This window comes from Burkholderia sola, from assembly GCF_905400185.1.
Classification (GTDB): Bacteria; Pseudomonadota; Gammaproteobacteria; order Burkholderiales; family Burkholderiaceae; genus Burkholderia; species Burkholderia sola.
The window spans coordinates 864,605-889,907 of the sequence record NZ_FR989676.1; the positions used below are offsets into that span (position 1 = coordinate 864,605).

Sequence of the window (25,303 nt, forward strand, 5' to 3'; positions counted from 1 at the left end):
TTTTTTGGCCAGTGAATCAGGTTGCCTGATAAAGGCGGCCGTTCATACGACACCTCGCGCGCCGAACCGCCACTGGCCGGCGGCGGCGCGCGGCGGCCGTTGCAGGGCCGACCGACTACAAAGACATGGGAATGGAGACATGAACACTTACGTTGCCGAAAAATCCACGGTCGCGACCACGCTCGCGCTGTGTTTCGCGATCGCTCTCCTCGAAGGGCTCGACCTGCAGTCGGTCGGTGTCGCCGCGCCGCGCATGGCGCGCGAATTCGGGCTGTCCGTGTCGCAGATGGGCATCGCGTTCAGCGCGGGCACCTTCGGGCTGCTGCCGGGCGCGATGCTCGGCGGGCGGCTCGCCGACCGGATCGGCCGCAAGCGTGTGCTGATCGCATCGGTCGTGCTGTTCGGGCTGCTGTCGATCGCGACGGCGCAGGTATCGACGTTCGCGATGCTCGTCGTCGTGCGCGTGCTGACCGGCATCGGCCTCGGCGGCGCGATGCCGAACCTGATCGCGCTGTCGTCCGAAGCGGTCGAGCCGCGCTCGCGCAGCAGCGCGGTCGCGACGATGTACTGCGGGATCCCGTTCGGCGGCGTGATCGCGTCGGTGATCGGCGTGCTGCTCGCGGGCGACACCGAATGGCGGCACATTTTCTACGTCGGCGGCGTGGGCCCGCTGCTGCTCGTGCCGCTGCTCGTGTGGTGCCTGCCGGAATCGCGCGCGTATCTCGACGTCGCGGGCACGCAGGCATCACGCACGAGCGTCGGGAAGACGCTGTTCGGCGACGGCCGCACGACGTCGACGGTCGCGCTGTGGGTCAGCTACTTCTGCACGCTGATCGTCCTCTACTTCCTGCTGAACTGGCTGCCGTCGCTGATGGCTTCGCGCGGGCTCGATCGCGCACACGTCGGCCTCGTGCAGATCGCGTTCAACGTCGGCGCGGGGCTCGGCGCGCTCGGCATCGGCGCGGCGCTCGACCGGATGCGCGCGTCGCGCGTGGTCGGCGGCATGTATGTCGGGATCGTGCTGTCGCTCGCCGCGCTCGCGGCCGCGCCCGGTTTCGCGTCGCTCGCGGCGGCCGCGTTCGCGGCGGGGATGTTCGTCGTCGGCGGGCAGTCGGTGCTGTATGCGCTCGCGGCGATCTACTACCCGACCGCGATGCGCGGCACCGGCGTCGGCGCGGCGGTGGCCGTCGGCCGGCTCGGCTCCGTCGTCGGGCCGCTCGCGGCCGCGACGCTGCTGGCCGCGGGCCGCAGCGCGCCGGTCGTGATCGGCGCGAGCATCCCCGTCACGCTCGTCGCGGCCTTCGCTGCATTCGTGCTGATTCGTCGCCCGCAAGCCGACGACTGACGTTTCGTTTTTTTCAAGGCGCGCCGTCAGAGCGCGCAATTCAACACGGTCTGGAGACGCAACGAAATGAAGACGAAGACAAGGAACGGCCTGCTGGCCGCCGGCGCGTGCTGCGCGCTTGCCGCGCCGGGCGCGCACGCGCAGTCGAGCGTGACGCTGTACGGGATCATCGACACGGGCGTCGAGTTCGTGTCGCACGCGAACGCGGCCGGCGACCACGTCGTGCGGATGCCGGGCGTGACGGGCGAGCTGCCGTCGCGCTGGGGGCTGCGCGGCACCGAGGATCTCGGCGGCGGCTACCAGGCGGTGTTCACGCTCGAAAGCGGCTTCAACGTACGCGGCGGCGATCTCGGCCAGGGCGGCCGGCTGTTCGGGCGCCAGGCCTTCGTCGGGCTGAAGAGCGGCTTCGGTACGCTCGCGTTCGGCCGTCAGTACACGATGACCTATCTCGCGCTGCAGGGCGCGGACATCATCGGCCCCGACATCTACGGGCTCGGCTCGTTCGACGCGTACGTGCCGAACGGCCGCGCCGACAACGCGGTGACCTACGTCGGCGCGTATCGCGGCGTGACGTTCGGCGCCGCGTATTCGTTCGGCCGCGACGGCGCGGGCACCGGCAACTCGCCGGGGCAGGGCACGTGCGCGGGGCAGGTGCCGGGCGACGCGGTGCAGTGCCGCAACTGGTCGGTGATGCTCAAGTACGACAGCGCGTACTTCGGTGCGGCGGCATCGTACGAGGAACAGCGCGGCGGCACCGGCGCGGCCGCCAACTTCTTCGACGGCGTGGCGCCCGTCCCGTTCACGAGCAGCGGCGGCAAGGATGCGCGTACGCACGTGAGCGCGTATGCGCAGGCGGCCGGCGCGAAGATCGGCGCGGGCTGGATCGGGCGGCGCGTGTCGACCGGTTCGCCGGCCGCGCCCGGCGCGCATTCGGACCTGTTCTTCGTCGGCGCGTCGTATGCGGTGAAGCCCGATTTCATCGTCGACGGCGAAGGCTACCGGATCGTCAACAGCGCGCACGACACGCGCGCGACGATGGCCACGCTGCGCGCGACTTATCTGCTGACCAAGCGCACGGCCGTCTATGCGCAATCGTCGTATCTGTGGAACAGCGCGCACGCGCGCTACTCGGTCAGCGGCGGCGGGCCCGGCACGACGCCCGGCGCAGGGATGGGGCAGCTCGGCGCGATGGTCGGCGTGCGGCACATGTTCTGATTCAGCGGCGTGACGAACCGAATGGGAGTTATCTTGAACAGGAAATCTGCATTCCTCTGTATTGCGCCGCTGTCCGCCGCCGCCCTGCTCGCCGGTTGCGGCGGCGACGATTCGATCAGCGCGCCGCCCACGCACCTGAGCGCCGCGACGCCGGCCGCGATGGCGCAGACCTGCGACGCGCTCGCCGCGAAGCTCGCGTATGCGAACACGTCGTTCACGTCGGTGACGACCGCGGCGGCCGGCGCGCTGACGGTGGCCGGCAAGCCGGTCGCCGAGCACTGCGTGATCGCCGGGAAAATGAACGAGCGCGTGAGCGCAGTGGACGGCAAGACCTATGCGATCGGCTTCGAGATGCGCTTGCCGAAAGCATGGAACGGCCGCTTCTTTTACCAGGCGAACGGCGGGCTCGACGGCAACGTCGTGACCGCGACCGGCGAGATCGGCGGCGGCGGGCCGCTGACCAACGCGCTGAACCAGGGTTTCGCGGTGATCAGCTCGGATTCCGGGCACAGCGCCGCGCAGAATCCGCTGTTCGGCCTCGATCCGCAGGCGCGGATCGACTACGGCTACGGCGCCGTCGACGCGCTGACGCCGATGGCGAAGCAGGTGATCCGGCTCGCGTACGGCAAGGCGCCCGATCGCAGCTATTTCGGCGGCTGCTCGAACGGCGGCCGTCACGCGATGGTCACGGCGGTGCGCAATCCGGCCGACTACGACGGCATCATCGCGGGCGATCCGGGCTTCCATCTGCCGAAGGCGGCGATCGGCGAGATGTACGGCGCGCAGCAGTTCGCGAAGATCGCATCGGCCACGGGAACGAACGGGTTGCCGGATATCCGCAGCGGTTTCAACGATGCGGAACGCCAGTTCGTCGGCGCGAAGATTCTCGAAAAATGCGACGCGCTCGACGGCGCGGCCGACGGGATGGTGCAGGACGTCGCCGCGTGCCAGGCGCACTTCAGCGTCGATGCCGATGTTCCCACCTGCGCGAATGGCACGCGCACCGGGTCGTGCCTGACGCCTGCGCAGAAAACCGCGCTGGAGAACGTGTTCGCCGGGGCGCGCAACAGCGCGGGCACGGCGCTGTACGCGAGCTTTCCGTACGATCCGGGCCTGTCGGGCCCTGGCTGGGCTGCATGGAAGCAGTCGAACTCGATCATGCTCGACCCGGCCGCGATGGCGTTCACGTTCATGACGCCGCCGAAAACCGCCGCGGTGCTCGCGAACCTCGCCGGCTTCGCGCTCGGCTTCGACATGGACCACGATGCGCCGGCAATCTTCGCGACGAACGGCACTTATACGCAATCGTCATGGTCGTTCATGACGCCGCCCGACGAGACGAACCTCGCCGCGCTGAAGTCGCGCGGCGCGAAGCTGCTCGTCTATCACGGCACGGGCGACCCGGTGTTCTCGTTCAACGACACGCGCGACTGGTACGCGCAGGTCGCGCAGGCGAACGGAGGCGATGCGTCGAGCTTCGCACGCTTCTATCCGGTGCCGGGGATGAACCACTGCTCCGGCGGGCCGGCCGCCGACCAGTTCGACATGCTGACGCCGCTCGTCGCGTGGGTCGAACAGGGGCAGGCGCCCGCGGCGGTCGTGGCTGCCGCGCGCGACACGACGAACGCGGTGCCGAACGCGGACGTGCCCGCGTCGTGGGGCGCGGGGCGTACGCGGCCGCTGTGCCCGTATCCGCAGGTTGCGCGCTACAACGGTTCGGGCGACTTGAACTCGGCGGCGAGCTTCAGTTGTCGCTGACGTAGCCGTCGATGGGAAGCGGCCGGCGCACGCTGTCACGCGCCGGCCGCTTCATCGCCGCATTCACTCGCCGGCGTCGACCGGCACGTCGAGCCCGACCTTCACGCGGCTCATGCTGACCAGCGTCTTGAACCGCTTCACGTTGTTGTTCGCGAAGAACAGCTCGCGCGTGAGCGCGTTGTACTGATCCATGTTGCGCACCGCGAGGATCAGCACGAAATCCCATTCCCCCGTCACGTAGTAGCACTGCTGGATCTGCGGGCAGCGCTCGAACGCGCGTTTCATCGCGTCGAGCTGGTCGATCTGCTCGCTCTCGACCTCGACGTTCACGACGATCGTCAGCGGATGATCGACCTTGTCCGGCGCGACGATGGCCGTATAACGCTCGATCACGCCCGCTTCCGCGAGACGCCGCAGCCGTCGGTTCACGGCAGCGGTCGACAGGTTGACGCGCGCGCCGAGCTCGGCCTGCGGCGTCTGCGCGTCGCGCTGGACTTCCATCAGCAGCTTGCGATCGAACGCATCGAGAGGGATCGTCATGATGGCGCGTGCAACCTCGAAGAATGAGAAATTTTTGCGTCCGGGCGGTCGATTTGGCGATTTCATTCACCCGACCGCGCAATATTATTTTTCAAACCGACGGCGCGCGCAACCCGCGCTGCCCGATCCGACTCACCCGACGGACCCCCAGCGGTCCCGCTCCGGAGCCTTTCGCCATGCTGATCGCCAACCCGCGCGCGTCGCGCACCGCCTACCCGAACGCGCTGCGCCGCGTGATGAACATCGCGTCGGCCGACGAAAGCGGCGCATGGCTCGCGCACTGGCCGCTCGTCGGCAATGCACGCACGCCGCTGCGCGCGCTGCCCGATCTCGCCGCGCGGCTCGGCGTCGCGAGCGTCAGCGTGAAGGACGAGTCGTGCCGTTCGCCGCTCGGCAGCTTCAAGGCACTCGGCGCGCCGATCGCGCTGGTGCGGCTCGTGAAGCGGCTGCGCCGCACGCAGGCACTCGATCCGCAAGGGCTCGTCACCGGCCGCTACGCGTCGGCACTGGCCGACCTGACGGTGATCAGCGCGACCGACGGCAATCACGGCCGCGCGCTGGCTGCCGCCGCGCGTGCGATCGGCTGCGGCTGCGTGATCGTGCTGCACGCGCACGTCGACGCCGAGCGCGAACGCGCGATCTCCGCGTACGGCGCGCGGATCGTGCGCATCGCGGGGAACTATGACGAATCGGTCGTCTGCGCGGCGCAGCTCGCGCAGGCGAACGGCTGGTACGTCGTGTCGGATACGTCGTACGACGGCTACGAAGCGATTCCGCGCGACGTGATGCAGGGCTACGGCGTGATCGCCGCCGAAGCGGCCGCGCAGGCCGCGGAGGAAGACGGCCGGCCGTTCACGCACGTGTTCCTGCAAGGCGGCGTGGGCGGCCTCGCCGCGGGCGTCGCGAGTTACCTGTGGGAGCGTGACGGCGTGCAGCGGCCGCGCTTTGTCGTCGTCGAGCCGCGCCAGGCCGACTGCCTGTACCAGAGCGCGCTGGCCGGCCGCGCGACGAAGGCGAGCGGCAGCGTCGATTCGGTGATGGCCGGGCTCGCGTGCGGCGAGGCGTCGCCGCTCGCATGGGATTTTCTCGAGATGTGCATCGACCACTTCATGCTGATCGACGACGCGGATGCGGTGCAGGCGATGCGTGGCCTCGCGGCCGGCAGCGAACGCGACGTGCCGCTCGTCGCCGGCGAATCGGGCGCGGCCGGTGTGGCGGGGCTGGCCGTGTTGATGCGCGACCCGGCGCGCGCGCGGCAGGTCGGGCTCGACGCGAACGCGCGCGTGCTGGCGATCAACACGGAAGGGGCGACCGCGCCGTCCGTGTACCGGAACTGCGTCGGCGAGACGGCCGATACGGTGCTCGCGCGCCAGCGCGACTGGCTGAGCCGCGCGGCGGTGGCGGCCTGAACGACATGACCACCGACGAGGCGAACGCAATGGATGCAATCGACGCAACGGCAGAAAGCACGCTGCAGGGCCGACTGAAGACCTGGCGCAGGTATCTGCACCAGCACCCGGAAACCGGATTCGAAGAGGTGAACACGTCGGACTACGTCGCGCGGATCCTGACGACGCTCGGGCTCGACGTGCATCGCGGCATCGGCGGCACGGGGCTCGTCGCGAACCTGACGGTCGGCACGGGCCAGCGCACGATCGGCATTCGCGCGGACATGGACGCGCTGAACATCGTCGAGCACGCGCCGGGCCGCGAACACGTGTCGCGCACGCCCGGCAAGATGCATGCGTGCGGGCACGACGGCCACATGTCGATGGTGCTCGGCGCCGCGCAACTGCTGGCCGAGCGCAAGGATTTCGACGGCACGGTGCGCTTCATTTTCCAGCCGGCGGAAGAGCACGGCCGCGGCGCGAAGGCGATGATGGCCGACGGGCTGTTCGAGCGCTTTCCGGTCGACGCGATCTTCGGTGCGCACAACATGCCCGGCATGCGCGCGGGCACGTTCGCGACGCGTGCGGGCGGCATCATGGCGAGCGAAGACAATTTCGTGATCCGGATCGACGGGCGCGGCACGCATGCGGCGCGGCCGCACATGGGCATCGATCCGATCGTGATCGGCGCGCAGATCGTGCTCGCGCTGCAGACGATCGTGTCGCGCAATCTCGACCCGGGCCAGCAGGCGGTGATCTCGTGCACGGAATTCATCACCGACGGGCTGCGCAACGTGCTGCCGTCGACGGTGACGATCAAGGGCGACACGCGCAGCTATTCGCGCGACGTGCAGGCGCTGCTGGAGGCGCGGATGCGCGAGATCAGCGAAGGGATCTGCCGTACGCACGGTGCGGCCTGCACGTTCGAGTACACGCACGAGTTCGCGCCGACGGTGAATTCGCCGGAATGGGTCGACACGGCCGCGCAGGCCGCCGCGCACGTCGCGGGCGCCGATGCGGTGAACGCCGACGTGCAGCCGATGATGATCTCGGAGGATTTCGGCGCGTTCCTGCAGGCGGTGCCGGGCAATTTCGTGTTCATCGGCAACGGCGAAGTGGCCGGGCAGGGCGGCGTGCCGCTGCACAACGCGACGTACGATTTCAACGACGAGATCTTGCCGACCGGCGCGCGCTATTTCGCGGAAGTGGCGCGACGCGCGTTGAAGGCGGTGTAGCGGAGGCGGTCGCTGCGTATTCGGTTCGCCGCGCGTGCGGCGTACCTTCGTCATTGACGACGCATCGATGCTCGAGCGCACCGGTTTGCCGGCGCGTCGAGGATCGTCCGTCGTCGCATTCGATCAACCGGCCAGTTCACCCAGGCACGCATCGAACTGTGCGACGAGCGTATCGACATCGTCGGCCGTCGTTTGCGGGCACACGAGCATCATGTTGTGGAACGGCGTGATCAGCACGCCGCGATTCAGCAGGTACAGGTGCACGATGTGCTCGAGTTCGCTGTCGAGTTGCGCGCCGGCCAGCGTGCCGTTGCGCGGCGGCACGGGCGCGAACTGAAACTCGGTGCGCGCGCCGATGCGCGTCACGCACCACGGCAGCCGGCGTTTTGCGATCGCCTGGTCGAGCCCAGCCGCGAGCCGTGCGGCGAGTGCGAACATGTACGCATACGCGGCGTCGGTCGCGACTTCGGCAAGCGTCGCGCGCATCGCATGCATCGCGAGCATGTTCGCGGTGAGCGTCGTGCCGATCCCCGAATGGCCGGGCGGCGCATTCAGCTTCGCCGCTTTCGCGCGTTCCGCGAATTCGGCGCTGAAGCCGTACACCGCGCACGGCACGCCGCCCGCGATCGGCTTGCCGACCACCAGCATGTCCGGTTCGAGGCCGTGCGCGACCGCGTAGCCGCCGGGCCCGCTGCTGATCGTGTGCGTCTCGTCGATCACCAGCAACGTGCCGTGGCGGCGCGTCAGTTCGCGCGCGGCCTCCCAGAAGCCGGGGTCGGGCAGCACCATACCGATGTTCGTCATCGCGGGCTCGGCGAGCACGCACGCGACGTCGCCGTCCTTCAGCGCCGCTTCGAGCGCGTCCAGATCGTTGAATTCGACGACGCGCGTGTTCGCGAGCAGGTCGTACGACTGCCCGAGCAGACTGTCGCGCTGCACCGGGCGGCCGTCGACGAGATCGACGAACACGTCGTCGACGGTACCGTGATAGCAGCCGTTGAACACGACGATCGTGTTGCGGCCGGTGGCCGCGCGCGCCCAGCGCAGCACGAAGCGGTTCGCGTCGCTCGCGCTCAGCGCGAATTGCCAGACCGGCAGCTGGAAGCGGCGCGCGAGTTCGCGCGACACCCAGGCGGCGTCCTCGCTCGGCAGCATCGTCGTATAGCCGCGCGTGGCCTGCTCGACGAGCGCGCGGGCGACCGGTTCGGGCGCATGGCCGAACATCGCGCCCGTATCGCCGAGGCAGAAGTCGACGTAGCGATGACCGTCGACGTCGATGAACGTCGCGCCGCGTGCTTCCTTCACGTATAGCGAGAACGGGGTCGACCAGTCCTGCATCCAGTGCAACGGCACGCCGAACAGCAAGTGCTCGGACGCTTCCGCGGAGAGTGCGCGGGAGACCGGCATGGCTTCGGTGAACGCGCGGCGCTCGCGATCGAACAGCGCGCGGGCGCGGATGAGGTCCACTCCGTGGCGGGTAGGCAAAGGCAGCTCCTGGCTGGGGGATAGGGGAAACGATAGCGCGGGCAGCAGGGAGCTGAACAGAGGCGGAATTACCGAGGCGGGTCGGCGGCGGTTGGCGAGCAGGGAAATCGCTTTGGCGGATAGGTCGGCCGAGACGATTTAATTGAAGTTTTTGCGCATAAACATACGACAACTTATCTCTAAGCGTAGGCAGTGAAATGTGAGTGTGTGCACACATATATACGGCTGTGCGCGTAAAAACTGGGTAAGCGACGGATGCATGATCCGTGCGAAGCGTGCGTCGACTGCGCGATATGGTATGACGACGTATAAATGCGAGCTGTCGCCCAGCGCATCGATACCCTTCCCCGGAAGGCGCGCCCATGGCGCCCATCGTCGTCGTTCATCTTTCTCTCCGATCACCCGCATCGAAGCGGGTAACGTGCCGCACCTTCATCGTCACGCTCGGCTGCGACGACCAACTGATGAGCGACGCGATGTGCACGCGAGCATCGGTCGTGCAGAACGTGACGGTCACGTCGCCGGGGCCGATCCATGCGTTCAACGTGAGCGCGATGACGCTGACGAACGTGACGATCGCCGGGCAGGTCGTCAACACGACGATCACCCACAAGCGGTGAGATGAGGCGACACGCCACGACGTTCGCGTGCGGCCGATCGATACCTGCACGCGAACACGAACACGAATACGCTACGCCAGCGTCTTCACCATGTAGTGCTCGTCGTAGAAGCGGCCATCGACGCACATCGAGCGCGGCTCCGTGCCGAACCGCACGAATCCCTGCGACGCATACAGCCGCTCCGCGGCGTGGTTGACTTCGTTCACGCACAGCATCAGCTGGCTGCATCCCCACGCGTTCGCCGCATGCGCGGTCGCGCGGTCGAGCAGCGCCTGCGCGACGCGTTGCCCGCGATACGCGGCGTCGACGTACACGCCCCAGATCGTCGCCTTGTGCGCGATCTTCGTGCGCGCATCGCGGCGTACGCCCGTGATGCCGACGAGCGTGCCGCCGTCGAACGCGCCGAACACGGCCTGTGCCTGCGTCGGCGTGAGGCGTTTCGCGAATTCGTCGACCGGCACCTGCGACTCTTCGTCGAGCGTCGGCAGGAAAGACGTCGGGGCGGTGTCGACCGCACGCAGGCGGACGGTCTGGAACTGCGCCGCGTCGGCGGCGTCAAGCAGGCGGATCGTTGTCGTCATCGTCATCGGCGGCATTCCGGTTGAGGGGTGTGCATGCCGGCGCGCCGCTGCGGCGGTCGCGGGGATGCATCGTCCTGATCCTAATAGGAATCCGGATGCCGCGTGGCGATGCGCGGTGCGTCGCAGGGGCGGCGGGCGCGATCGTGAACGGAGAAGACAGTGATGATGGCGTGTCGTACCGCGATCAAGGAGGGTGCGCGTCAAGCGCATGCGCGGTCGCGCCGGTCTGGCGCACGACGTCGAACAGGCGACGTGCGCGCGATCAACTCACGCGCACGCCACGGGAATCAATAGCGCGACAGTTGATTGCCGTTGATCTGCACGCGGTCGCCCGGACGCAGGTTGCCCGGCGACTGCACGTCGAACGAGCGCATCGAGCCGTCGCTGACCTGCACGTCGATCCGGTAGCTGCTTGGGCCTTGCGCGGCGCCCATCTGCTGGCCGATCTGGTTGCCGGCCACCGCGCCGCCGAGCGCGCCGATCACGGTCGCCGCATCGCGGCCGTGACCGCGGCCGAACTGGTTGCCCACCAGCCCGCCGACCAGCGCACCGACGACGGTGCCGGCGATGCCCGACGGAGCGACCGAGCCGTTGACCGGCTGGATGTTCGACACGGTGCCGTACTGCGTGCCGTAGCCGTTGCCGTACGGGGTCGCGTATTGCTGTTGCGGGTTGCCGTACTGGTCATACGGCTGCGAGCCGTATTGCGACGGGTTGCCGTATTGATCGTACGGTTGCGGCGCCTGGTTCGGATACGCCGGTTGCTGCTGCACGTAGCCCGGCTGCGAATACGTGGGCTGCGCATAGCCGGGCGTCGCGTATTGCTGTTGCTGCGGATAGCCCGGCTGCGCGCCGTAGTAGCCCGGCGCGACGCACGCGGTGAGCGGAAGCGCCGCCACGGCGACGAGCGAGGCGAACAGAACGGTCTTCGTGGAAGGCATGCGCATCATGATGTTTCCTGCATCGGCAACGTGTCCGCCGATGGATTCCCGTCAGGGTGGCGAACTCGGCGTGAGTATAAGGAATGGCCGGATGCGCGTCCGGTGCGGCCGGGTAACAACGTGTAAAGTCTGTTGCCGCGTAAATCGCCGGTGGGGTGGGCGTCGAAGGGGCGGCCGGCAACGGCGCGACGCGGTTCCCCGGCGCACGCGTGCGGGCGCTGCACCCCCGCGCGGCCGCCGACATTCCAGCCGCTTCCACGGCCAACGAAACCCGTCTCCGCGTTCGGTCCGCCGGCGCTGCGCGCCGCACATCGGGAAATCGAATGCGCGGCATCGCGACTTTTAATTGGCCTCGCGCAGCGGCGTCCGATATCGTGGCCGGATTCCCTGCCAACGGTCGCGCCGCGCCGGCCGCGTTTCCTCCCCTGTCCGCGTCGGTGTCGCGCCGCGACCGCCCCAATCGAAGCCATGACCGAACGATTCTTCATCAACGCCCGCGACGCCAGCGGCCAACCCGTCAATCTCGTCGTCCGCGACGGCCGCTTCGCCGCGATCGGCGCCGATTGCACCGCCGCGCCCGGCGCGCAGACGATCGACCTCGACGGCCGCGTCGTGCTGCCCGGTTTCGTCGACGGCCACATCCATCTCGACAAGAGCTTCGTCGGCGATCGCTGGGTGCCGCATGAGCCGGTCGGCTCGCTGCGCGAGCGGCTCGCGGTCGAGAAGCGCCAGCTCGCGGCCGCGCCGCCGATCGTCGAGCGCGCGAACGCGCTGATCGCACAGGCCGCCGCGTTAGGCACGATCGCGATGCGCAGCCACGTCGACGTCGATGCGACGACGGGGCTGTCGAACCTGCACGCCGTGATGGCCGCGCGAGAACAGTGGCGCGGGATCGTCGACATCGAACTGGTCGCGTTTCCGCAGGCCGGCGTGATCACGTGCCCGGGCACCGCCGAGATCCTCGATGCGGCGGTGCGCGAAGGCGCGGACGTGGTCGGCGGAATCGACCCGACGACGCTCGACGGCGATGCGGACGGCCAGCTCGACATCGTGTTCGGCATCGCCGAGAAGCGCGGCGCGAAAATCGACATCCACCTGCACGAGCCGGGCGAAACGGGCATCGCGCAATTGCTGCGGATCGCGGCGCGCACGCGCGCGGCCGGGCTCGGCGGACGCGTGAACGTGAGCCATGCGTACGCGCTCGGCCAGGTGAGCGCCGACGACGTGCAGCGCACCGCTGCGGTGCTGGCCGACGCCGGCGTATCGATCCTGACGAATGCACCGGGCGACTGCGCGTTCCCGCCGGTGCAACGGCTGCGCGACGCGGGCGTGCACGTGTTCGCGGGCAACGACAACATCCGCGACGCGTGGTGGCCGTACGGCAACGGCGACATGTTGCAGCGCGCGATGATGATCGGCTACCGGTCGGGCTTCTACACCGACGAAGCGCTCGGCATCGCACTCGACATGGCGACGCACGCCGGCGCGCGCGTGATCGGCAAGGAGCACTACGGAATCGCGGTCGGCTGCGACGCGAGCTTCGTCGCGGTGCGTGCGCCGAACGCGGCAGCGGCCGTCGCGGGCGTGCCGGCCGAACGCTGGGTATTCCGCCGCGGCGAAAGCGATCAGGGCGCACCGCTCGCGCCGTCGCTGCGCTTCACGCGCTGATCCGCCCGACCCGCGGCACCTTGCACCGACCGACCCGACCGGAACCGACATGACGAACCTGCTGATCCGCAATGTCCGCACGAACGCCGACGCCGCGCTCGATATCCTGATCGAAGGCGATCGCATCGCGCGCGTCGGCCCGTCGCTCGACGCGCCCGCCGGCTGTGCGATCGAGGACGGCGCGCTCGCGTTGGCGCTGCCCGGCCTCGTCGAAGGCCACACGCACCTCGACAAGACCCATTGGGGGATGCCGTGGTATCGCAACGCGGTCGGGCCGCGTCTCGTCGACCGTATCGAGAACGAACGCCGCTATCGCGCGACGAGCGGGCATGACGCGGGCGCCGCGTCGCTCGCGCTGGCGCGCGCGTTCCTCGCGGCCGGCACGACGCGCATCCGCACGCACGTCGACGTCGATACCGAAGCCGGGCTGCGCCATCTGCACGGCGTCCTCGCGACGCGAGAAACGCTGCGCGGGCAGGTCGAGATCCAGATCGTCGCGTTTCCGCAGTCGGGCGTGCTCAAGCGGCCGGGCACCGATGCGCTGCTGTCCGACGCGCTCGACGCGGGCGCCAACCTGCTCGGCGGGCTCGATCCGTGCGCGATCGAAGGCGATCCGGTCGAGGCGGTGGACGTGCTGTTCGCGATCGCCGAACGCCACGGCCGCGGACTCGACATCCATCTGCACGAGCGCGGGTCGATGGGCGCGTACTCGCTCGACCTGATCCTGCAGCGCACCGCGACGCACGGCATGCACGGCAAGGTCACGATCAGTCATGGTTTCTGTCTGGGCGATCTCGTCGAACGCGAGCGCGATGCGCTGCTCGCGCGGATGGCCGAGCTCGGCGTTGGAATCGTCACGACCGCGCCGGCCGCGGTGCCGGTGCCGCCGGTAGCCGCGTGCCGCGCGGCGGGCGTGACCGTGATCGGCGGCAACGACGGCGTGCGCGACACGTGGACGCCCTACGGTTCGCCCGACATGCTCGAACGCGCGATGCTGATCGGCATGCGCAACGATTTCCGCCGAGACGATGCGCTCGAAGTCGCGCTCGACTGCGTGACGCACGGCGCGGCGCGCGGCTGCGGTTTCGCGGATTACGGGCTGCAGCCGGGCAGCCGCGCGGACGTCGTGCTCGTCGATGCGCTGACGTTCGCGGAGGCCGTCGTCGCGCGGCCGGTGCGGCGTCTCGTCGTATCGTCCGGGAAGATCGTCGCGCGTCATGGTGCGCTGGTCTGAGCGCCGCGTCGCCCCGGTATGATCCGGTTTTCAACCGGATGTCGGGAGACGACGATGCGACGCACGACCGCGGCACGGGCCGCACGATGGATGGCGGCGGCCCTGTTCGCCGTGAGCGCCGCGCATGCGGTGGCGACCGGCTCGGCCGACGACGCGCAGCAGGAAGCCAACCGGCGCACGGTGCTCGCGTTCTATGAGAAAGGCTTGAACGAGAAGGATGCGGACGCCGCGCTCGCGTATGTCGGCGATCGCTACGTGCAGCACAACCCGAACGCGGCCGACGGGCGTGACGGTTTCCGCAAGTTCGTCGCGTTCCTGCGCGACAAATATCCGCAGTCGCACAGTGAGATCAAACGTTCGTTCGTCGACGGCGACTACGTGATCCTGCACGTGCACGCGGTGCGCGAACCGGGCACGCGCGGCAGCGCGATCATGGATATCTTCCGGCTCGAGCACGGCAAGATCGTCGAACACTGGGACGTCAACCAGCCGGTGCCCGAGCAGGCGGCGAACGGCAACACGATGTTCTGACACGTGTGGCGCGCGGCGCCCCCCTGCGCGCCGCTCCCGTTCGAAATCCGCTTCGCCTACCGCCCTTCGAGTTCCAGCATCGCCGCGAGCGTCTTCGTCAGCGCGCGGACCATCGGGTCGGCCGTCGGCCGATGCAGGATCGCGATGTCCATATGCTCGATCGGCGCGAAGCCCTGCTTCGCGGTCAGCACCACATGCTCGTCCGTCACCACGCGCGCGGGCAGTACGCTGATGCCGAGCCCGTCTGCGACCGCCGCCTGGATGCCGCTCAGGCTCGACGTCGTGAAGCTGATCCGCCAGCGGCGGCCGCGCTCCTCGATCGCCTTGATCATGTCGTCGCGGTAGAGTCCGCGCGGCGGGAACACGACGATCGGCACCGGGTCGAGATCGATCGACGGATGCTTCGCGCTGTCGATCCAGCGCAGCTTCTCCGGCCAGCGCACGACGGCCTCGCGGCTGTCGCGCCGCTGCTTGATCAGCACGAGGTCGAGTTCGCCGCGATCGTACGCGGCGCTGATGTCGCGACTCAGCCCGCACGTCACTTCGAGCTTCACCTGCGGATGCTCGCGCTTGAACGCCGCGAGCGCGTGCGTCGTGCGGCCCGCCGCGAAATCGTCGGGCACGCCGAGCCGGATCGTCAGCGCGACCGTCGCGCCCGACAGCGCCTCCAGCATCTCGTCGTTCAGCGCGAGCATGCGTCGCGCATAACTGAGCACCGTCACGCCCGCATCGGTCGCCCGCACGTCGCGCGCGCCGCGGTCGAGCAGGCGGTGGCCGGCGATTTCCTCGAGTCGGCGCACCTTCTGGCTGACCGTCGACTGCGTCGAATGCAGGCGCGCGGACGCCGTCGTGAAACTGCCGCAGTCGGCGACCATCACCAGCGCACGCAGCAGGTCGATGTCGAACAGGGGTCTATTCATTTATGCACTTCTAGGGATTCGGGCATTGCATTTTCAAATGCGTGCGACGACTTTTAACATGGCAGGGCAGCGCGGGCAATCGCGGTTTCGCCCGAGTTGGGCGGGTGTTTTGCGGGGTTGTGAGGTGCTTGACGACTTCCTGTGGATGACGTTCGCGGGCGCGGTAGGGATCAGCGGCGGCGCGATTTGGGTTCAGGCGTGCCGCCGGGGAGTTTTCGCAGGAATGCGTCGGCGAGTTCAACGCAATAGTCGAACGACGGCGTGTAGCCGAGTGTCCGGATGTCGTCGAACCGCGGTTGTACGAAGGCGCGATGCTCGTTGAGCAGACGCAGAAACGTGTCGCGATGCCGAACGAGGAACGCACCGGCTTCCATCAAGCTTTCCGGCTCCCGCTCGATGACCAGGCACAGATCGAACAGGTCCCGCGCAGTCGGACGATCGCCGCGGTGCCGCATTTTCTTGGCGACGATTTCCGCGGAAGTCTCGACCTTGACGACACGATCCATCAGCGTCCGTTCGTCGTAGCCGGGAGACGTCAGATTCCGGGAGACCCACGAAGTCGATTTCGCCGTCGGGCAGCATCAGCTTCACGAACCCGGCGTGTTCCTCATCATTCGGCGTGATGTCGGACGCGGCATCGCTGATGTGGGGATTCACGTTGAAAAATTCCATCGCAGTATAGGGCACGTTGCCAGTAGATTCGACGGAACCGCGGGAAACACGTCGCGGTGGTGGCCGGTGTCCGGAAAACGCATTCTGGGTCAGGTGCGGATCGCGCAGGGTAAACATCCGAAATTTCCCGGAAAATCTCTCAATGGAGCGTCACCCGCCTCCCCGGCTTCGATCTTTTATTAATCCGCCGCCCTCCCGCATTTCCCTGCTTGTGCTCAAAAATCAAGCGGTCTAGACTGCATGGCAGTTTCACCGAAGTCCCTCGTCTTTCGCGCCCCGCGCCGGCACCCCGTCGCATCGCCCCAAACCGAACGCCGGCGTCGCCCGCCGCGTCGAGACCTTCAAGGACATGCCATGAACCGCACCGCAAAGCTCCTCGTCACCGCGCTGGCGTTCGCACCGCTCGTATCGTTCGCGCAGGACGCGTCGACGATCCGCTGGGGCATCGACCCCACGTATCCGCCGTTCGAGGCGAAGCAGCCCGACGGCTCGCTGGCCGGCTTCGACATCGACCTGCGCAATGCGATCTGCGAGCAACTGCAAGCGAAGTGCGTGTGGGTCGAGCAAAGCTTCGACGGGATGATCCCCGCGCTGCGCGCGCGCAAGTTCGACGTGATCATGTCCGCGATGACGGCCACCGACGAGCGGCTCAAGCAGATCGACTTCTCGAACAAGCTGTATGCGTCGCCGGGCGCGCTCGTCGCGCCGGTCGGCTCGAAGCTGCTGCCGAATGCCGCGTCGCTCGCCGGCAAGCGCGTCGGGATCGACCAGGGCACGACGCAGGAGGCGTACGCGAAGGCCGAATGGGCGACCAAGGGCGTGACGATCGTGTCGTACCAGAATCAGGACCAGGTGTATCAGGATCTCGTCAACGGCCGGCTCGATGCGACGTTCCAGGACAAGACCCAGGCCGGCTACTCGTTCCTGAAGACGTCGCGCGGCAAGGGTTACGCGTTCGCGGGCCCGGACGTGACCGACGCGCGGATTACCGGACACGGCGTGGCGATGGGCATACGCAAGGGCGACGGCGACATGAAGAAGCGGCTGAACGACGCGATCGTCGCGATCCGTGCGAACGGCACGTACCAGAAGATCGCCGCGAAATACTTCGACTTCGACATCTACGGCGCAAAGCAGCAACTGACTTCGGCGCCGTGACCCCGTGACTCATCCAACCGACAGGCACACCATGACGAGTATCCAGGATCGCGTCGCGCAAGCCGTGACGCCCGAACTGATCGCCGCGTTCCGCGACGAAGGCGCGGTCTGCATCAAGGGCATCTTTTCGCCGGACGAAGTGGCCGCGCTGCAGGCCGGCATCGACGCGAACCTCGCGCAGCCGAGCGAACGCGCGAAGGTCGCGAGCCGGCCCGACGATCCGGGCTGGTTCTTCGAGGATTTCTGCAACTGGCAGCACAACGACGCGTATCGCGACTTCATCGTGCGCTCGCCGGCGCCGTCGGTCGCCGCCGCGCTGATGGGCACGGACACCGTGCGGCTGCATCACGACCACCTGCTCGTGAAGGAGCCCGGCACGCGGCAGCGCACGCCGTGGCACCAGGACCAGCCGTACTACGACATCGAAGGCGACGACAACGTCAGCATGTGGATTCCGGTCGATCCGGTGCCGCTCGAATCGACGCTCGAATTCGTCGCGGGTTCGCATCGCGGGCCGTGGCTGATGCCGCGCACGTTCATGGACAAGGAGGCGAAGTGGTTTCCGGAAGGCAGCCTCGCCGACCTGCCCGACATCGAAGCCGACCGCGCGGCCTTCCCGATCCGTCGCTGGGCGCTCGAACCGGGTGACATGGTGTGCTTCCGGATGCTGACGCTGCATGCGTCGGGCGGCACGCAGAACCGCCGGCGCGCGTTTTCGATCCGCTTCGTCGGCGACGATATCCGTCACGCGTCGCGCCGCTGGAAAACGTCGCCCCATTTCCCCGGGCTCGCGGAACAACTGCCGGACGGTGCGCCGCTCGATCACCCGCTGTTTCCGGTCGTGTGGTCGCGCGATGCGGGGCAGGTCGGCGCGATCTGACTCTGGCGCGTCGAGGTAACGAACCCGGCGGCGGTTCCAGGGACGAAACGGCCGTCGTGCGTTGGGCGCGTGCGACGAAGGATCAGGTCGGGTGGCGTCCCGCGCCCGGTTTGAAGCGCGAGCCGAGCCGGTAGCGGTTGCCCGGATGCAGGAAATGCACGAACGTGACGGGCAGCCCATCCGTCCACGTGCGGCGCGTGAGCGTCAGGCACGGCTCGTCGGCGCGCATGTCGAGCAGCTGCGCCTGCTCGCCGGTCGGTAGCGACGCGTCGACGACGTGCTCGATTTCCAGTTCGTGGTGCGACACGTTGTTGTACAGGTACTCGGACGGCGGCTCGGTCTGGAAATCCTGATCGATGAAGCCGGGCGCGGCGGCCGGGTTCACGTAGCGATCCTCGAGCTGGATCGGGCGGCCGTTCTCCTCGTGCACGCACACCACGTGAAAGACCGGCGTGTTGACCGGCAGGCCGAACGCGGCCGCGACGTCGAACGACGCGGGCTCGCGCGACTGGCTGAGCACGCGGCAGCGGTACTCGTGGCCGCGCGCGCGGATCTCGTCGCGGATATGCGCGATCATCAGCAGGTTCGACTGCGGCTTCACCTCGGCGACGAAGGTGCCGACGCCCGCGATGCGCTTGAGCACGCCTTCCTCGGTCAGCTCGCGCAGCGCGCGGTTGACCGTCATGCGCGCGACGCCGAACTGCGCGGCGAGATCGAGCTCGGACGGGATGCGGTCGCCGGGGCGCCAGTCGCCGGACTCGACGTGCTGGCGAACGAGCGTCTTGATCTGCTGGAACGGTGCGGTGGCCTTGGTGACCATCGGAAGATCCTTGCGCGAAGAAGTGACGAGGCTAGTCGTCGTGGCTGACGATGACCAGGATCTCCGCCTGCGCGGCGCCGAGGCTGCGCGTGCGGTGCGGGATGAGTGCGTTGAAATAGACTGAATCGCCGGTCCTGAGTTGCACCGTCTCGTTCGGAAATTCGATTTCGACGCGCCCCTTGTGCACGAACAGGAATTCCTCGCCTTCGTGTTCGCGGAACGTCGACGCGACGAATTCGTGGGGCGGATGCACGACGAACGGCAGCATCTTCTTCGGCGCGACGCCCGCCGCGATGCTCTCGAAGCGGTGCGCGTGACTATCGGCTGCCGCGCCCATCGCGGTGCGCTCGCCGGCGCGCGTGACCGTGATCAGCTCGCGGTTGCTGCTTTCCGAGAACAGCTGCTCGACGTCGACGTTCAGCGCCTTCGACAGCTTCAGCGCGACCGCGATCGACGGCACGCTCAGGCCGCGCTCGACCTTCGACAGGTAGCTCTTGGTGAGGCCGGTCTCGTCGGCCAGCACGTCGAGCGTCCAGCCCTTCTGTTTTCTGAGCAGCTTCAGGCGAATCGTCATGGGGCGCCAGGTGTCCTTCGAAAAACCGATTGTAACGCATGACACAAAGTGTCATTCGGTGTATCGTGTGTCACGCGCGCCGGAAAAAAGCGGCCGCGGACGGCGCGGCAGACCCGGTTCATTCAGGAGGCGAACATGGCGGAAACGCTGAATTTGACGAAGGAAGCGCTGGTCGCACTGGCGGAGCGGCGGCTTGAAAACGAAGTGGGCGACAGCGGCTGGTCTGCGCGACAAAAGCTCGCGCTGACGTGCCGGATCCTGTTCGACGCCGGCCACGATTCGGGCCTGGCCGGGCAGATCACCTGCCGCGCGGATGCGGCCGGCACGTACTACACGCAGCGGCTCGGGCTCGGTTTCGACGAAATTTCGGCCGCGAACCTGCTGCGCGTCAACGAGGATCTCGACGTCGTCGATGGCGAAGGCATTCCGAACCCGGCCAATCGGTTCCATACGTGGATCTATCGCGAGCGCCCGGACGTGAACTGCATCATCCATACGCATCCGGCGCATGTCGCGGCGCTGTCGATGCTCGAACAGCCGCTGGTCGTGTCGCACATGGACACCTGCCCGCTGTACGACGATTGCGCGTTCCTGAAGGACTGGCCGGGCGTGCCGGTCGGCAACGAGGAGGGCGAGATCATCTCGAGGGCGCTGGGCAGCAAGCGCGCGATCCTGCTGTCGCATCACGGCCAGCTGGTGGTCGGCAAGACGATCGAGGAGGCGTGCATCCTCGCGCTGCTGATCGAACGCGCGGCGAAGCTGCAACTGCTCGCGATGTCGGCCGGCGAGATCAAACCGGTGCCGCCGGCGCTGGCGCGCGAAGCGCACGACTGGATCTCGAAGCCGAAGCGCGATGCGGTGACGTTCGACTACTACGCACGCCGTGCGTTGCGTACGCATCGGGATTGCGTCGCTTGAGCGCGTGCGCCGTTTCGATCTCTTCACACAATCATTGAGGAATACCCATCGTGTCCATCCTGCTGAAAGGCATCATTGCCTACCCGGTCACGCCGTTCTCCGCCGCCGGCGACGTCGATCTGAAAGCGCTCGATGCGCTGATCGAACGCCTGATCGCCGACAGTGTTCACGCGATCGCGCCGCTGGGCAGTACCGGCGAAAGCGCATACCTGTCCGATGCCGAATGGGAGGCCGCCGCCACCGCGTCGATTCGCGCGGTGCGCCGGCGCGTGCCGACCGTCGTCGGGATATCCGATCTCACCACGGCGGGCGCGGTGCGCCGTGCCCGCTACGCCGAACAGGCCGGCGCCGATGCGGTGATGGTGCTGCCGGTGTCGTACTGGAAGCTCGGCAACGACGAGATCGTCGCGCACTATCGCGCGATCGGCGACGCGATCGGCATCCCGATCATGCTGTACAACAACCCGGCGACGAGCGGCGTCGACATGTCGCCCGACCTGATCGCGACGATCTGCCGGGCCGTCGACAACGTGACGATGGTCAAGGAAAGCACCGGCGACATCGGCCGGATGCACCGGCTCGCGCAGTTGAGCGACGGGACGATTCCGTTCTACAACGGCAGCAATCCGATGGCGCTCGCCGCGCTGGCCGCGGGCGCGTCCGGATGGTGCACGGCCGCGCCGAACCTGAATGCCGCGTTGCCGCTCGCGTTGTTCGACGCGATGCGCACGGGCGATCTCGCGCGCGCCAGATCGGTTTTTCACGCGCAGTTGCCGTTGCTGCAGTTCATCGTCAACGGCGGGTTGCCGGTGACGGTGAAGGCCGGGCTGAGGCTGCGCGGTTTCGACGCCGGCGAACCGAGGCGGCCGCTGCTGCCGCTCGGCGACGCACGCACGCGCGAACTCGAGCGCCTGCTGGCGGCGCTGCCGGAGGTTGCCGCGGCATGAGCGACGACGCGCGGCCGGCGATCGCGGCCGTCATCGACGCGGTGCGGATCGGCGCGAGCCGGCCGCTCGCCGGCACGCCGCACGCGAGCGCGATCGACAAGCAGCCGGTCGATGCGCGCCGGTGGCTGGGTGCGCTCGGCTTTGCCGGCGACGAGCAGGCCGATGCGCGGCATCACGGCGGCCCCGACAAGGCCGTTCATCACTATGCGCACGATCACTATGCGTGGTGGGCCGGGCAGATCGGCGCGCGCGACGTGCTCGCCCGGCCGGGCGCGTTCGGCGAGAACCTGTCGACGAGCGGCATCACCGAGCGCGACGTGTGTCTCGGCGACGTGTTCACGCTGGGTGGCGCGGTGCTCCAGGTGTCGCAGTCGCGGCAGCCGTGCTCGAAGCTCAACGCACGTTTCGATCATCCGAGGATGGCGGCGCTCGTGCAGCAAAGCGGCCGGACCGGCTGGTACTACCGCGTGCTGCAGGAAGGCTGGGTGGCGGCGGGCGACGTGCTGGCGCTGCATGCGCGCCGCTACCCGCAATGGCCGTTGTCGGCGGTGCTCGACGTGCTGTATCGACGCACGCTCGACATGGCCGCGCTCGACGCGCTGTGCGACGTGCCGCTGCTGCCGCCCGGCTGGCGCAAGATGCTCGAGAAGCGCCGCACGGAGCGGCAGGTCGAGGACTGGACGAAGCGGCTCGAAGGATGACGGGCCGCGTCCGATGCTTACTTCGTCGGCAGGTTGCGCACGTCGGCCGTCGGCTCGTTACCGAATGCGTCGCTCAGCACATAGCCGATCAGCTGTCGGGCGGTGGCCTCGGGCGTGGCGAGCGCGCCGCTCGCCTTCAACTCGTCGAATTTCTCGCGCATCGGGAAATTGTTTTGGTCGGTCGCGCGGATCGTGGCCTGCATGCCCGTATCGACGACACCCGGCGCGACGCTGCAGATCCGTAGTGCGCCGTTCGCGTCGAGCGCGACGGCGCGCGCATGGTGATCGAGCGCGGCCTTGGTCGCGCAGTAGATGCTCCAGCCCGCATACGCGTTGCGCGCCGCGCCGCTCGACAGGTGCGCGATCCGGCATTCGGTCGCGGCCGACGCGGCTTGCACGAGCGCGGCCGACAGCATCAGCGGCGCGGCGACGTTCAGGCCGACCGCGCGGGCGACGATCGTCGGGTCCTGCACGGCGAGCGGGCCGATCGGATCGACGATGCCCGCGTTGTTGAACAGCAGCACGAGCGACGCGCCGTCCACGAAGCGGCACAGCGTGTCGCCGGCCAGCCAGGCCGCGACGGCCGTGGAATCCGACAGGTCGAGTTCGACTTCGGCGAAGCGCTCGCCGGCCTGCGACGCGAGCGACGGATGGCGGCTGCGCGACACGCCGAGCACGGCGATGCCTTCCTGCAGCAGTTGTTCGGCGAGCGCCGCGCCGACGCCGCGCGTGTGTCCGGTGACGATGGCGCGCACGGGTGCGGGAGAAGATGCAGTCATGGTGGTGAACCGGTGAGGGGTGAACGGTAGTGGCGAGCGGCGCGCACGCACGGCGGCAGTGAATTCGGGGCGAGTGATGCGTGGTATCGACGAGCGAAGACGGTCGCGCGCGGCGCGCTCGATATCGGGATGAGCGCCTATCGTAGCGCCGGCATGGGCATCGCGCAAACGCGGGGGCGTGCGCGAAGGCCGAATCTGCGGCGCTGCGGCCCACGCATCGTCGCATTGCACCGCGCGCGATCGGCCGCGCCGCTACGTCGGACGAAAGCATGCCGCGGCACGTGCGCGCGCTGGTGCGATGAGCGGCGCCGGGCCGCTCGCCGCGAGCTATCATATGGCTCGCCCGTGCGCGATGCCGCGCGGGCCGCGATCGTTTCCCTTCACCTGCTGCACGCCGCGACGCTACTCATGAACACCACGCCGGATACGCCCACGCCCCGCGCCCTTCGCGAACTCACGCCCCTCGAGGCCCGCATTCTCGGCGTGCTCGTCGAGAAACAGCACACGGTGCCGGATACCTACCCGCTGTCGCTGAACGCGCTGACCGCGGGCTGCAACCAGAAAACCGCGCGCGCGCCGGTGATGAGCGTCAGCGAGGACGAAGTCACGACCGCGCTCGACGGGCTGAAGCACCTGAGCCTCGTGATGGAAGGCAGCAGCAGCCGCGTGCCGCGTTTCGAGCACAACATGAACCGCGTGCTCGGCATCCCGAGCCAGGCGATCGCGCTGCTGACGATCCTGTTGCTGCGCGGCCCGCAGACGGCCGCCGAGCTGCGCCTGAACAGCGCGCGCCTGCACGGCTTCGCGGATATCTCGTCGGTCGAGGCGTTCCTCGACGAACTCGCGGCGCGCACGCAGCCGCTCGTCGTCCGGCTGCCGCGTGCACCGGGTGCGCGCGAGAACCGCTGGATGCACCTGATGTGCGGCGAAGTGAACATGGCCGACTTCGCGAGCGCGGATGCCGGCGGTGGCGCGGATTCGGTGCCGCCTTCCGAATTCGAGGCACTGAAGGCCGAGCAGAAGCGCCTCGCGGACGAAGTGGCGCGACTCAATGCGCTGGTTCAGCGGATGGCGAGCGAACTCGGTATCGACGTCGACGCGCCGGGCGACGCGGGCTGACAGACGCCCAAGGCACCTGAAACGGAGTGACACCGGCGCACACGCGCTCACGCGCGCGCCGGGTGACGAACGCGCTCCGCAACCCTGCCCGAAGCCGCATTACCAGCGGCACCCCGCCTTCGCGGACGCATCGACGTCCTGCGCCCACGCGAAATCCGTTTGCTTGCCGGTGCGTGCGTTGCGGTACGTCATCGAATAGACGATCGCGCCCTGGCTCGTCATCTCATACTCGCCGTTGATCTTGCCGTCGACCATTTCCCACCACGTGGTCGTGAACTGGTACGGCCGGCCCTCCGCCAGTTCTTCGTGATCCTCGTGCTTGAACAGCAGCGGGATCGCCGTCTTCGACTTCGCATACCGGACGACACCGCCTTGCCACTTGGCCACGTCGTCGTGGTACGTGCGCAATTCGAAGCGCACGGGTTTGTCTCCGCTCGTCTGAAAACACAGCACTTCGGTACTGACTTCCGCCGACGCGGGCAATGCGATGCACAGCAGCAACGCCGCGAATGTTTTTTTCATGTTCGTCTGTCCGTCATGGAAAAGCGCTTCAACCGACACTGATTCGCGTGGCGCCCGCATCGACGAGCCGGAACAGCAGGTCCTCGACCGCCGCGCCCGGCGCCGAGCCGAGATCCGCGTTGACGCGCCATCCGTGCTCGGTGTTCGCCGGTTCCGACAGATAGTGAACGATGCCGTGCAGGCCGTCTTCGGCCGGCATGCTTTCGTCGTCGGCGTCGAACCACGCGAAGAACCAGGTCTTGAACACCTCGGTGGCCGCGGCTTCGTCGAGACCGTCGGCTTCGATCGTCGCCCAGTCCCACACGAACGGATGGATCGATACGGCTACCGTTTCGAGCTCGAACGCGAACGGCTCGAAATCGAGTTGCGTGGTCGAATCGACCATCGCCGGCTGGCCAGCCGATTCGCCTTCGCCGTGAATGGTGTCGGCCCGGCATGGCAGCGCGAGCGGGCCTTCGGTGGCGAGCGTGCCGTCGGCTTTCCGGTAGGCCGGCTCGACGACGGCGGCCGGTTGCGTGGCCGCTTGCGCGAGCAGGTCGGCGTAGGGTTGGCGGATGGCGCTGAGGAGGTCGGATACGGTCATCGTGGCGTGTCGGGCAAGGGGTGAACGATCGGTCGCAGGCAGGCGGCGCATGGTGCCGCCGGTGTCGAGCGAGGGGCCGCATCGGCAGCGGACAGCCACGATCGTACGGCACCGCGGTGACACGCGACCACTCGGCCGAATGGCCGGCGGACCGCGATCGCCGTCACGT

The 25,303-nt window shown here is 68.1% G+C and carries 25 protein-coding genes and 1 pseudogene; 15 read left to right on the forward strand and 11 right to left on the reverse strand.

What is annotated here, in order from left to right:
- Nucleotides 1-139: 139 nt before the first annotated feature.
- The 3 genes from mhpT (at nt 140) to KR541_RS20435 (ending at nt 4,318) form a co-directional block, all read left to right on the forward strand.
- Complete coding sequence (mhpT, locus tag KR541_RS20425; protein WP_050013421.1) at nt 140-1,345, forward strand: 3-(3-hydroxy-phenyl)propionate transporter MhpT; 1,206 nt, start codon at nt 140-142, stop codon at nt 1,343-1,345.
- Nucleotides 1,346-1,411: 66 nt separating this feature from the next.
- The gene (locus tag KR541_RS20430; RefSeq protein ID WP_050013420.1) at nt 1,412-2,560 is read left to right on the forward strand and encodes a porin; all 1,149 of its coding nucleotides are present in this window, start codon (nt 1,412-1,414) and stop codon (nt 2,558-2,560) included.
- 33 nt (nt 2,561-2,593) lie between these two features.
- Complete coding sequence (locus KR541_RS20435) at nt 2,594-4,318, forward strand: tannase/feruloyl esterase family alpha/beta hydrolase (RefSeq protein ID WP_089489911.1); 1,725 nt, start codon at nt 2,594-2,596, stop codon at nt 4,316-4,318.
- A 63-nt stretch (nt 4,319-4,381) separates the two neighbouring features.
- Here KR541_RS20435 and KR541_RS20440 read toward each other — a convergent pair whose 3' ends face one another.
- Nucleotides 4,382-4,858, reverse strand: a complete 477-nt coding sequence (locus tag KR541_RS20440) for an Lrp/AsnC family transcriptional regulator (RefSeq protein ID WP_089489910.1) — start codon at nt 4,856-4,858, stop codon at nt 4,382-4,384.
- Between the two features lie 176 nt (nt 4,859-5,034).
- Between KR541_RS20440 and KR541_RS20445 the strand changes: the two genes are divergently transcribed.
- Together KR541_RS20445 and KR541_RS20450 are read left to right on the forward strand one after the other, a co-directional pair.
- Complete coding sequence (locus tag KR541_RS20445; RefSeq protein WP_089489909.1) at nt 5,035-6,267, forward strand: diaminopropionate ammonia-lyase; 1,233 nt, start codon at nt 5,035-5,037, stop codon at nt 6,265-6,267.
- A gap of 29 nt (nt 6,268-6,296) precedes the next feature.
- A complete protein-coding gene (locus KR541_RS20450; RefSeq protein WP_124631363.1) occupies nt 6,297-7,481 on the forward strand; it encodes a M20 aminoacylase family protein in 1,185 nt (394 codons plus the stop codon).
- 123 nt (nt 7,482-7,604) lie between these two features.
- Here KR541_RS20450 and KR541_RS20455 read toward each other — a convergent pair whose 3' ends face one another.
- Nucleotides 7,605-8,966 (reverse strand): aspartate aminotransferase family protein, encoded by a 1,362-nt coding sequence (locus KR541_RS20455; RefSeq protein WP_124631362.1) that lies wholly within the window; start codon nt 8,964-8,966, stop codon nt 7,605-7,607.
- Nucleotides 8,967-9,475: 509 nt separating this feature from the next.
- Here KR541_RS20455 and KR541_RS37055 point away from each other — a divergent pair.
- Nucleotides 9,476-9,586, forward strand: a pseudogene (locus KR541_RS37055) (glycoside hydrolase family 28); the annotation flags it as partial.
- Nucleotides 9,587-9,657: 71 nt separating this feature from the next.
- Here KR541_RS37055 and KR541_RS20465 read toward each other — a convergent pair.
- Together KR541_RS20465 and KR541_RS20470 are read right to left on the reverse strand one after the other, a co-directional pair.
- Nucleotides 9,658-10,167: a GNAT family N-acetyltransferase gene (locus KR541_RS20465; protein ID WP_050013494.1), complete on the reverse strand. Its 510-nt coding sequence runs from the start codon at nt 10,165-10,167 to the stop codon at nt 9,658-9,660.
- A gap of 287 nt (nt 10,168-10,454) precedes the next feature.
- Nucleotides 10,455-11,117 carry an outer membrane lipoprotein gene (locus tag KR541_RS20470; RefSeq protein WP_124556560.1) on the reverse strand — a complete coding sequence of 221 codons (663 nt, stop codon included), beginning with the start codon at nt 11,115-11,117 and terminating at the stop codon, nt 10,455-10,457.
- Between the two features lie 459 nt (nt 11,118-11,576).
- Between KR541_RS20470 and KR541_RS20475 the strand changes: the two genes are divergently transcribed.
- Genes KR541_RS20475 through KR541_RS20485 form a run of 3 tightly spaced genes read left to right on the forward strand, consistent with a single transcriptional unit; the run spans nt 11,577 to nt 14,541 of the window.
- Nucleotides 11,577-12,776 carry an amidohydrolase family protein gene (locus KR541_RS20475; RefSeq protein WP_089489906.1) on the forward strand — a complete coding sequence of 400 codons (1,200 nt, stop codon included), beginning with the start codon at nt 11,577-11,579 and terminating at the stop codon, nt 12,774-12,776.
- A gap of 49 nt (nt 12,777-12,825) precedes the next feature.
- Nucleotides 12,826-14,010 carry an amidohydrolase family protein gene (locus tag KR541_RS20480; protein ID WP_050013412.1) on the forward strand — a complete coding sequence of 395 codons (1,185 nt, stop codon included), beginning with the start codon at nt 12,826-12,828 and terminating at the stop codon, nt 14,008-14,010.
- 54 nt (nt 14,011-14,064) lie between these two features.
- Nucleotides 14,065-14,541, forward strand: a complete 477-nt coding sequence (locus KR541_RS20485) for a nuclear transport factor 2 family protein (protein ID WP_050013411.1) — start codon at nt 14,065-14,067, stop codon at nt 14,539-14,541.
- A 56-nt stretch (nt 14,542-14,597) separates the two neighbouring features.
- Here KR541_RS20485 and KR541_RS20490 read toward each other — a convergent pair whose 3' ends face one another.
- The gene (locus tag KR541_RS20490; RefSeq protein WP_089489904.1) at nt 14,598-15,461 is read right to left on the reverse strand and encodes a LysR family transcriptional regulator; all 864 of its coding nucleotides are present in this window, start codon (nt 15,459-15,461) and stop codon (nt 14,598-14,600) included.
- A gap of 170 nt (nt 15,462-15,631) precedes the next feature.
- The gene (locus tag KR541_RS20495) at nt 15,632-15,967 is read right to left on the reverse strand and encodes a nucleotidyl transferase AbiEii/AbiGii toxin family protein (RefSeq protein WP_235356192.1); all 336 of its coding nucleotides are present in this window, start codon (nt 15,965-15,967) and stop codon (nt 15,632-15,634) included.
- Nucleotides 15,968-16,487: 520 nt separating this feature from the next.
- Between KR541_RS20495 and KR541_RS20500 the strand changes: the two genes are divergently transcribed.
- Nucleotides 16,488-17,291 (forward strand): ABC transporter substrate-binding protein, encoded by an 804-nt coding sequence (locus KR541_RS20500; RefSeq protein ID WP_089489903.1) that lies wholly within the window; start codon nt 16,488-16,490, stop codon nt 17,289-17,291.
- 31 nt (nt 17,292-17,322) lie between these two features.
- A complete protein-coding gene (locus KR541_RS20505; RefSeq protein ID WP_050013408.1) occupies nt 17,323-18,171 on the forward strand; it encodes a phytanoyl-CoA dioxygenase family protein in 849 nt (282 codons plus the stop codon).
- Nucleotides 18,172-18,253: 82 nt separating this feature from the next.
- Here KR541_RS20505 and hutC read toward each other — a convergent pair whose 3' ends face one another.
- Both hutC and KR541_RS20515 read right to left on the reverse strand, forming a co-directional pair.
- Nucleotides 18,254-18,991: a histidine utilization transcriptional repressor HutC gene (gene hutC, locus KR541_RS20510; protein WP_050013407.1), complete on the reverse strand. Its 738-nt coding sequence runs from the start codon at nt 18,989-18,991 to the stop codon at nt 18,254-18,256.
- 31 nt (nt 18,992-19,022) lie between these two features.
- On the reverse strand, nt 19,023-19,565 hold the full coding sequence (locus KR541_RS20515) for a helix-turn-helix domain-containing protein (protein ID WP_050013406.1): 543 nt from the start codon (nt 19,563-19,565) through the stop codon (nt 19,023-19,025).
- A gap of 135 nt (nt 19,566-19,700) precedes the next feature.
- Here KR541_RS20515 and KR541_RS20520 point away from each other — a divergent pair, with 135 nt between their 5' ends.
- Genes KR541_RS20520 through KR541_RS20530 form a run of 3 tightly spaced genes read left to right on the forward strand, consistent with a single transcriptional unit; the run spans nt 19,701 to nt 22,131 of the window.
- Nucleotides 19,701-20,483 (forward strand): aldolase, encoded by a 783-nt coding sequence (locus tag KR541_RS20520; RefSeq protein WP_050013405.1) that lies wholly within the window; start codon nt 19,701-19,703, stop codon nt 20,481-20,483.
- 50 nt (nt 20,484-20,533) lie between these two features.
- On the forward strand, nt 20,534-21,430 hold the full coding sequence (locus tag KR541_RS20525; protein WP_204383943.1) for a dihydrodipicolinate synthase family protein: 897 nt from the start codon (nt 20,534-20,536) through the stop codon (nt 21,428-21,430).
- Nucleotides 21,427-22,131, forward strand: a complete 705-nt coding sequence (locus KR541_RS20530; protein ID WP_176016307.1) for an MOSC domain-containing protein — start codon at nt 21,427-21,429, stop codon at nt 22,129-22,131. Before KR541_RS20525 ends, KR541_RS20530 begins: the two co-directional genes overlap by 4 nt.
- A 17-nt stretch (nt 22,132-22,148) precedes the next feature.
- Here the strand turns inward: KR541_RS20530 and KR541_RS20535 are convergent, their stop codons facing one another.
- Nucleotides 22,149-22,910 (reverse strand): SDR family oxidoreductase, encoded by a 762-nt coding sequence (locus tag KR541_RS20535; protein ID WP_124556552.1) that lies wholly within the window; start codon nt 22,908-22,910, stop codon nt 22,149-22,151.
- 408 nt (nt 22,911-23,318) lie between these two features.
- On the opposite strand from KR541_RS20535, the gene KR541_RS20540 reads away from it, so the two are divergent.
- Nucleotides 23,319-24,029 carry a YceH family protein gene (locus KR541_RS20540; RefSeq protein WP_216089755.1) on the forward strand — a complete coding sequence of 237 codons (711 nt, stop codon included), beginning with the start codon at nt 23,319-23,321 and terminating at the stop codon, nt 24,027-24,029.
- Between the two features lie 99 nt (nt 24,030-24,128).
- Here KR541_RS20540 and KR541_RS20545 read toward each other — a convergent pair whose 3' ends face one another.
- Nucleotides 24,129-24,551: a hypothetical protein gene (locus KR541_RS20545; protein ID WP_050013401.1), complete on the reverse strand. Its 423-nt coding sequence runs from the start codon at nt 24,549-24,551 to the stop codon at nt 24,129-24,131.
- A gap of 28 nt (nt 24,552-24,579) precedes the next feature.
- A complete protein-coding gene (locus KR541_RS20550; protein WP_124594819.1) occupies nt 24,580-25,134 on the reverse strand; it encodes a hypothetical protein in 555 nt (184 codons plus the stop codon).
- Between the last annotated feature and the right edge of the window lie 169 nt (nt 25,135-25,303).

What these genes read in the sequence shown, in the direction of transcription:
- KR541_RS20470 (WP_124556560.1), bottom strand. Translation starts at nt 11,117, where the DNA reads ATGATGCGCATGCCTTCCACGAAGACCGTTCTGTTCGCCTCGCTCGTC.
- KR541_RS20445 (WP_089489909.1), top strand. Translation starts at nt 5,035, where the DNA reads ATGCTGATCGCCAACCCGCGCGCGTCGCGCACCGCCTACCCGAACGCG.
- mhpT (WP_050013421.1), top strand. Translation starts at nt 140, where the DNA reads ATGAACACTTACGTTGCCGAAAAATCCACGGTCGCGACCACGCTCGCG.
- KR541_RS20475 (WP_089489906.1), top strand. Translation starts at nt 11,577, where the DNA reads ATGACCGAACGATTCTTCATCAACGCCCGCGACGCCAGCGGCCAACCC.
- KR541_RS20535 (WP_124556552.1), bottom strand. Translation starts at nt 22,910, where the DNA reads ATGACTGCATCTTCTCCCGCACCCGTGCGCGCCATCGTCACCGGACAC.
- KR541_RS20500 (WP_089489903.1), top strand. Translation starts at nt 16,488, where the DNA reads ATGAACCGCACCGCAAAGCTCCTCGTCACCGCGCTGGCGTTCGCACCG.
- KR541_RS20545 (WP_050013401.1), bottom strand. Translation starts at nt 24,551, where the DNA reads ATGAAAAAAACATTCGCGGCGTTGCTGCTGTGCATCGCATTGCCCGCG.
- KR541_RS20540 (WP_216089755.1), top strand. Translation starts at nt 23,319, where the DNA reads ATGAACACCACGCCGGATACGCCCACGCCCCGCGCCCTTCGCGAACTC.
- KR541_RS20520 (WP_050013405.1), top strand. Translation starts at nt 19,701, where the DNA reads ATGGCGGAAACGCTGAATTTGACGAAGGAAGCGCTGGTCGCACTGGCG.
- hutC (WP_050013407.1), bottom strand. Translation starts at nt 18,991, where the DNA reads ATGGTCACCAAGGCCACCGCACCGTTCCAGCAGATCAAGACGCTCGTT.
- KR541_RS20480 (WP_050013412.1), top strand. Translation starts at nt 12,826, where the DNA reads ATGACGAACCTGCTGATCCGCAATGTCCGCACGAACGCCGACGCCGCG.
- KR541_RS20465 (WP_050013494.1), bottom strand. Translation starts at nt 10,167, where the DNA reads ATGACGACAACGATCCGCCTGCTTGACGCCGCCGACGCGGCGCAGTTC.
- KR541_RS20490 (WP_089489904.1), bottom strand. Translation starts at nt 15,461, where the DNA reads ATGAATAGACCCCTGTTCGACATCGACCTGCTGCGTGCGCTGGTGATG.
- KR541_RS20450 (WP_124631363.1), top strand. Translation starts at nt 6,297, where the DNA reads ATGGATGCAATCGACGCAACGGCAGAAAGCACGCTGCAGGGCCGACTG.
- KR541_RS20440 (WP_089489910.1), bottom strand. Translation starts at nt 4,858, where the DNA reads ATGACGATCCCTCTCGATGCGTTCGATCGCAAGCTGCTGATGGAAGTC.
- KR541_RS20550 (WP_124594819.1), bottom strand. Translation starts at nt 25,134, where the DNA reads ATGACCGTATCCGACCTCCTCAGCGCCATCCGCCAACCCTACGCCGAC.
- KR541_RS20485 (WP_050013411.1), top strand. Translation starts at nt 14,065, where the DNA reads ATGCGACGCACGACCGCGGCACGGGCCGCACGATGGATGGCGGCGGCC.
- KR541_RS20515 (WP_050013406.1), bottom strand. Translation starts at nt 19,565, where the DNA reads ATGACGATTCGCCTGAAGCTGCTCAGAAAACAGAAGGGCTGGACGCTC.
- KR541_RS20530 (WP_176016307.1), top strand. Translation starts at nt 21,427, where the DNA reads ATGAGCGACGACGCGCGGCCGGCGATCGCGGCCGTCATCGACGCGGTG.
- KR541_RS20495 (WP_235356192.1), bottom strand. Translation starts at nt 15,967, where the DNA reads ATGGATCGTGTCGTCAAGGTCGAGACTTCCGCGGAAATCGTCGCCAAG.
- KR541_RS20505 (WP_050013408.1), top strand. Translation starts at nt 17,323, where the DNA reads ATGACGAGTATCCAGGATCGCGTCGCGCAAGCCGTGACGCCCGAACTG.
- KR541_RS20430 (WP_050013420.1), top strand. Translation starts at nt 1,412, where the DNA reads ATGAAGACGAAGACAAGGAACGGCCTGCTGGCCGCCGGCGCGTGCTGC.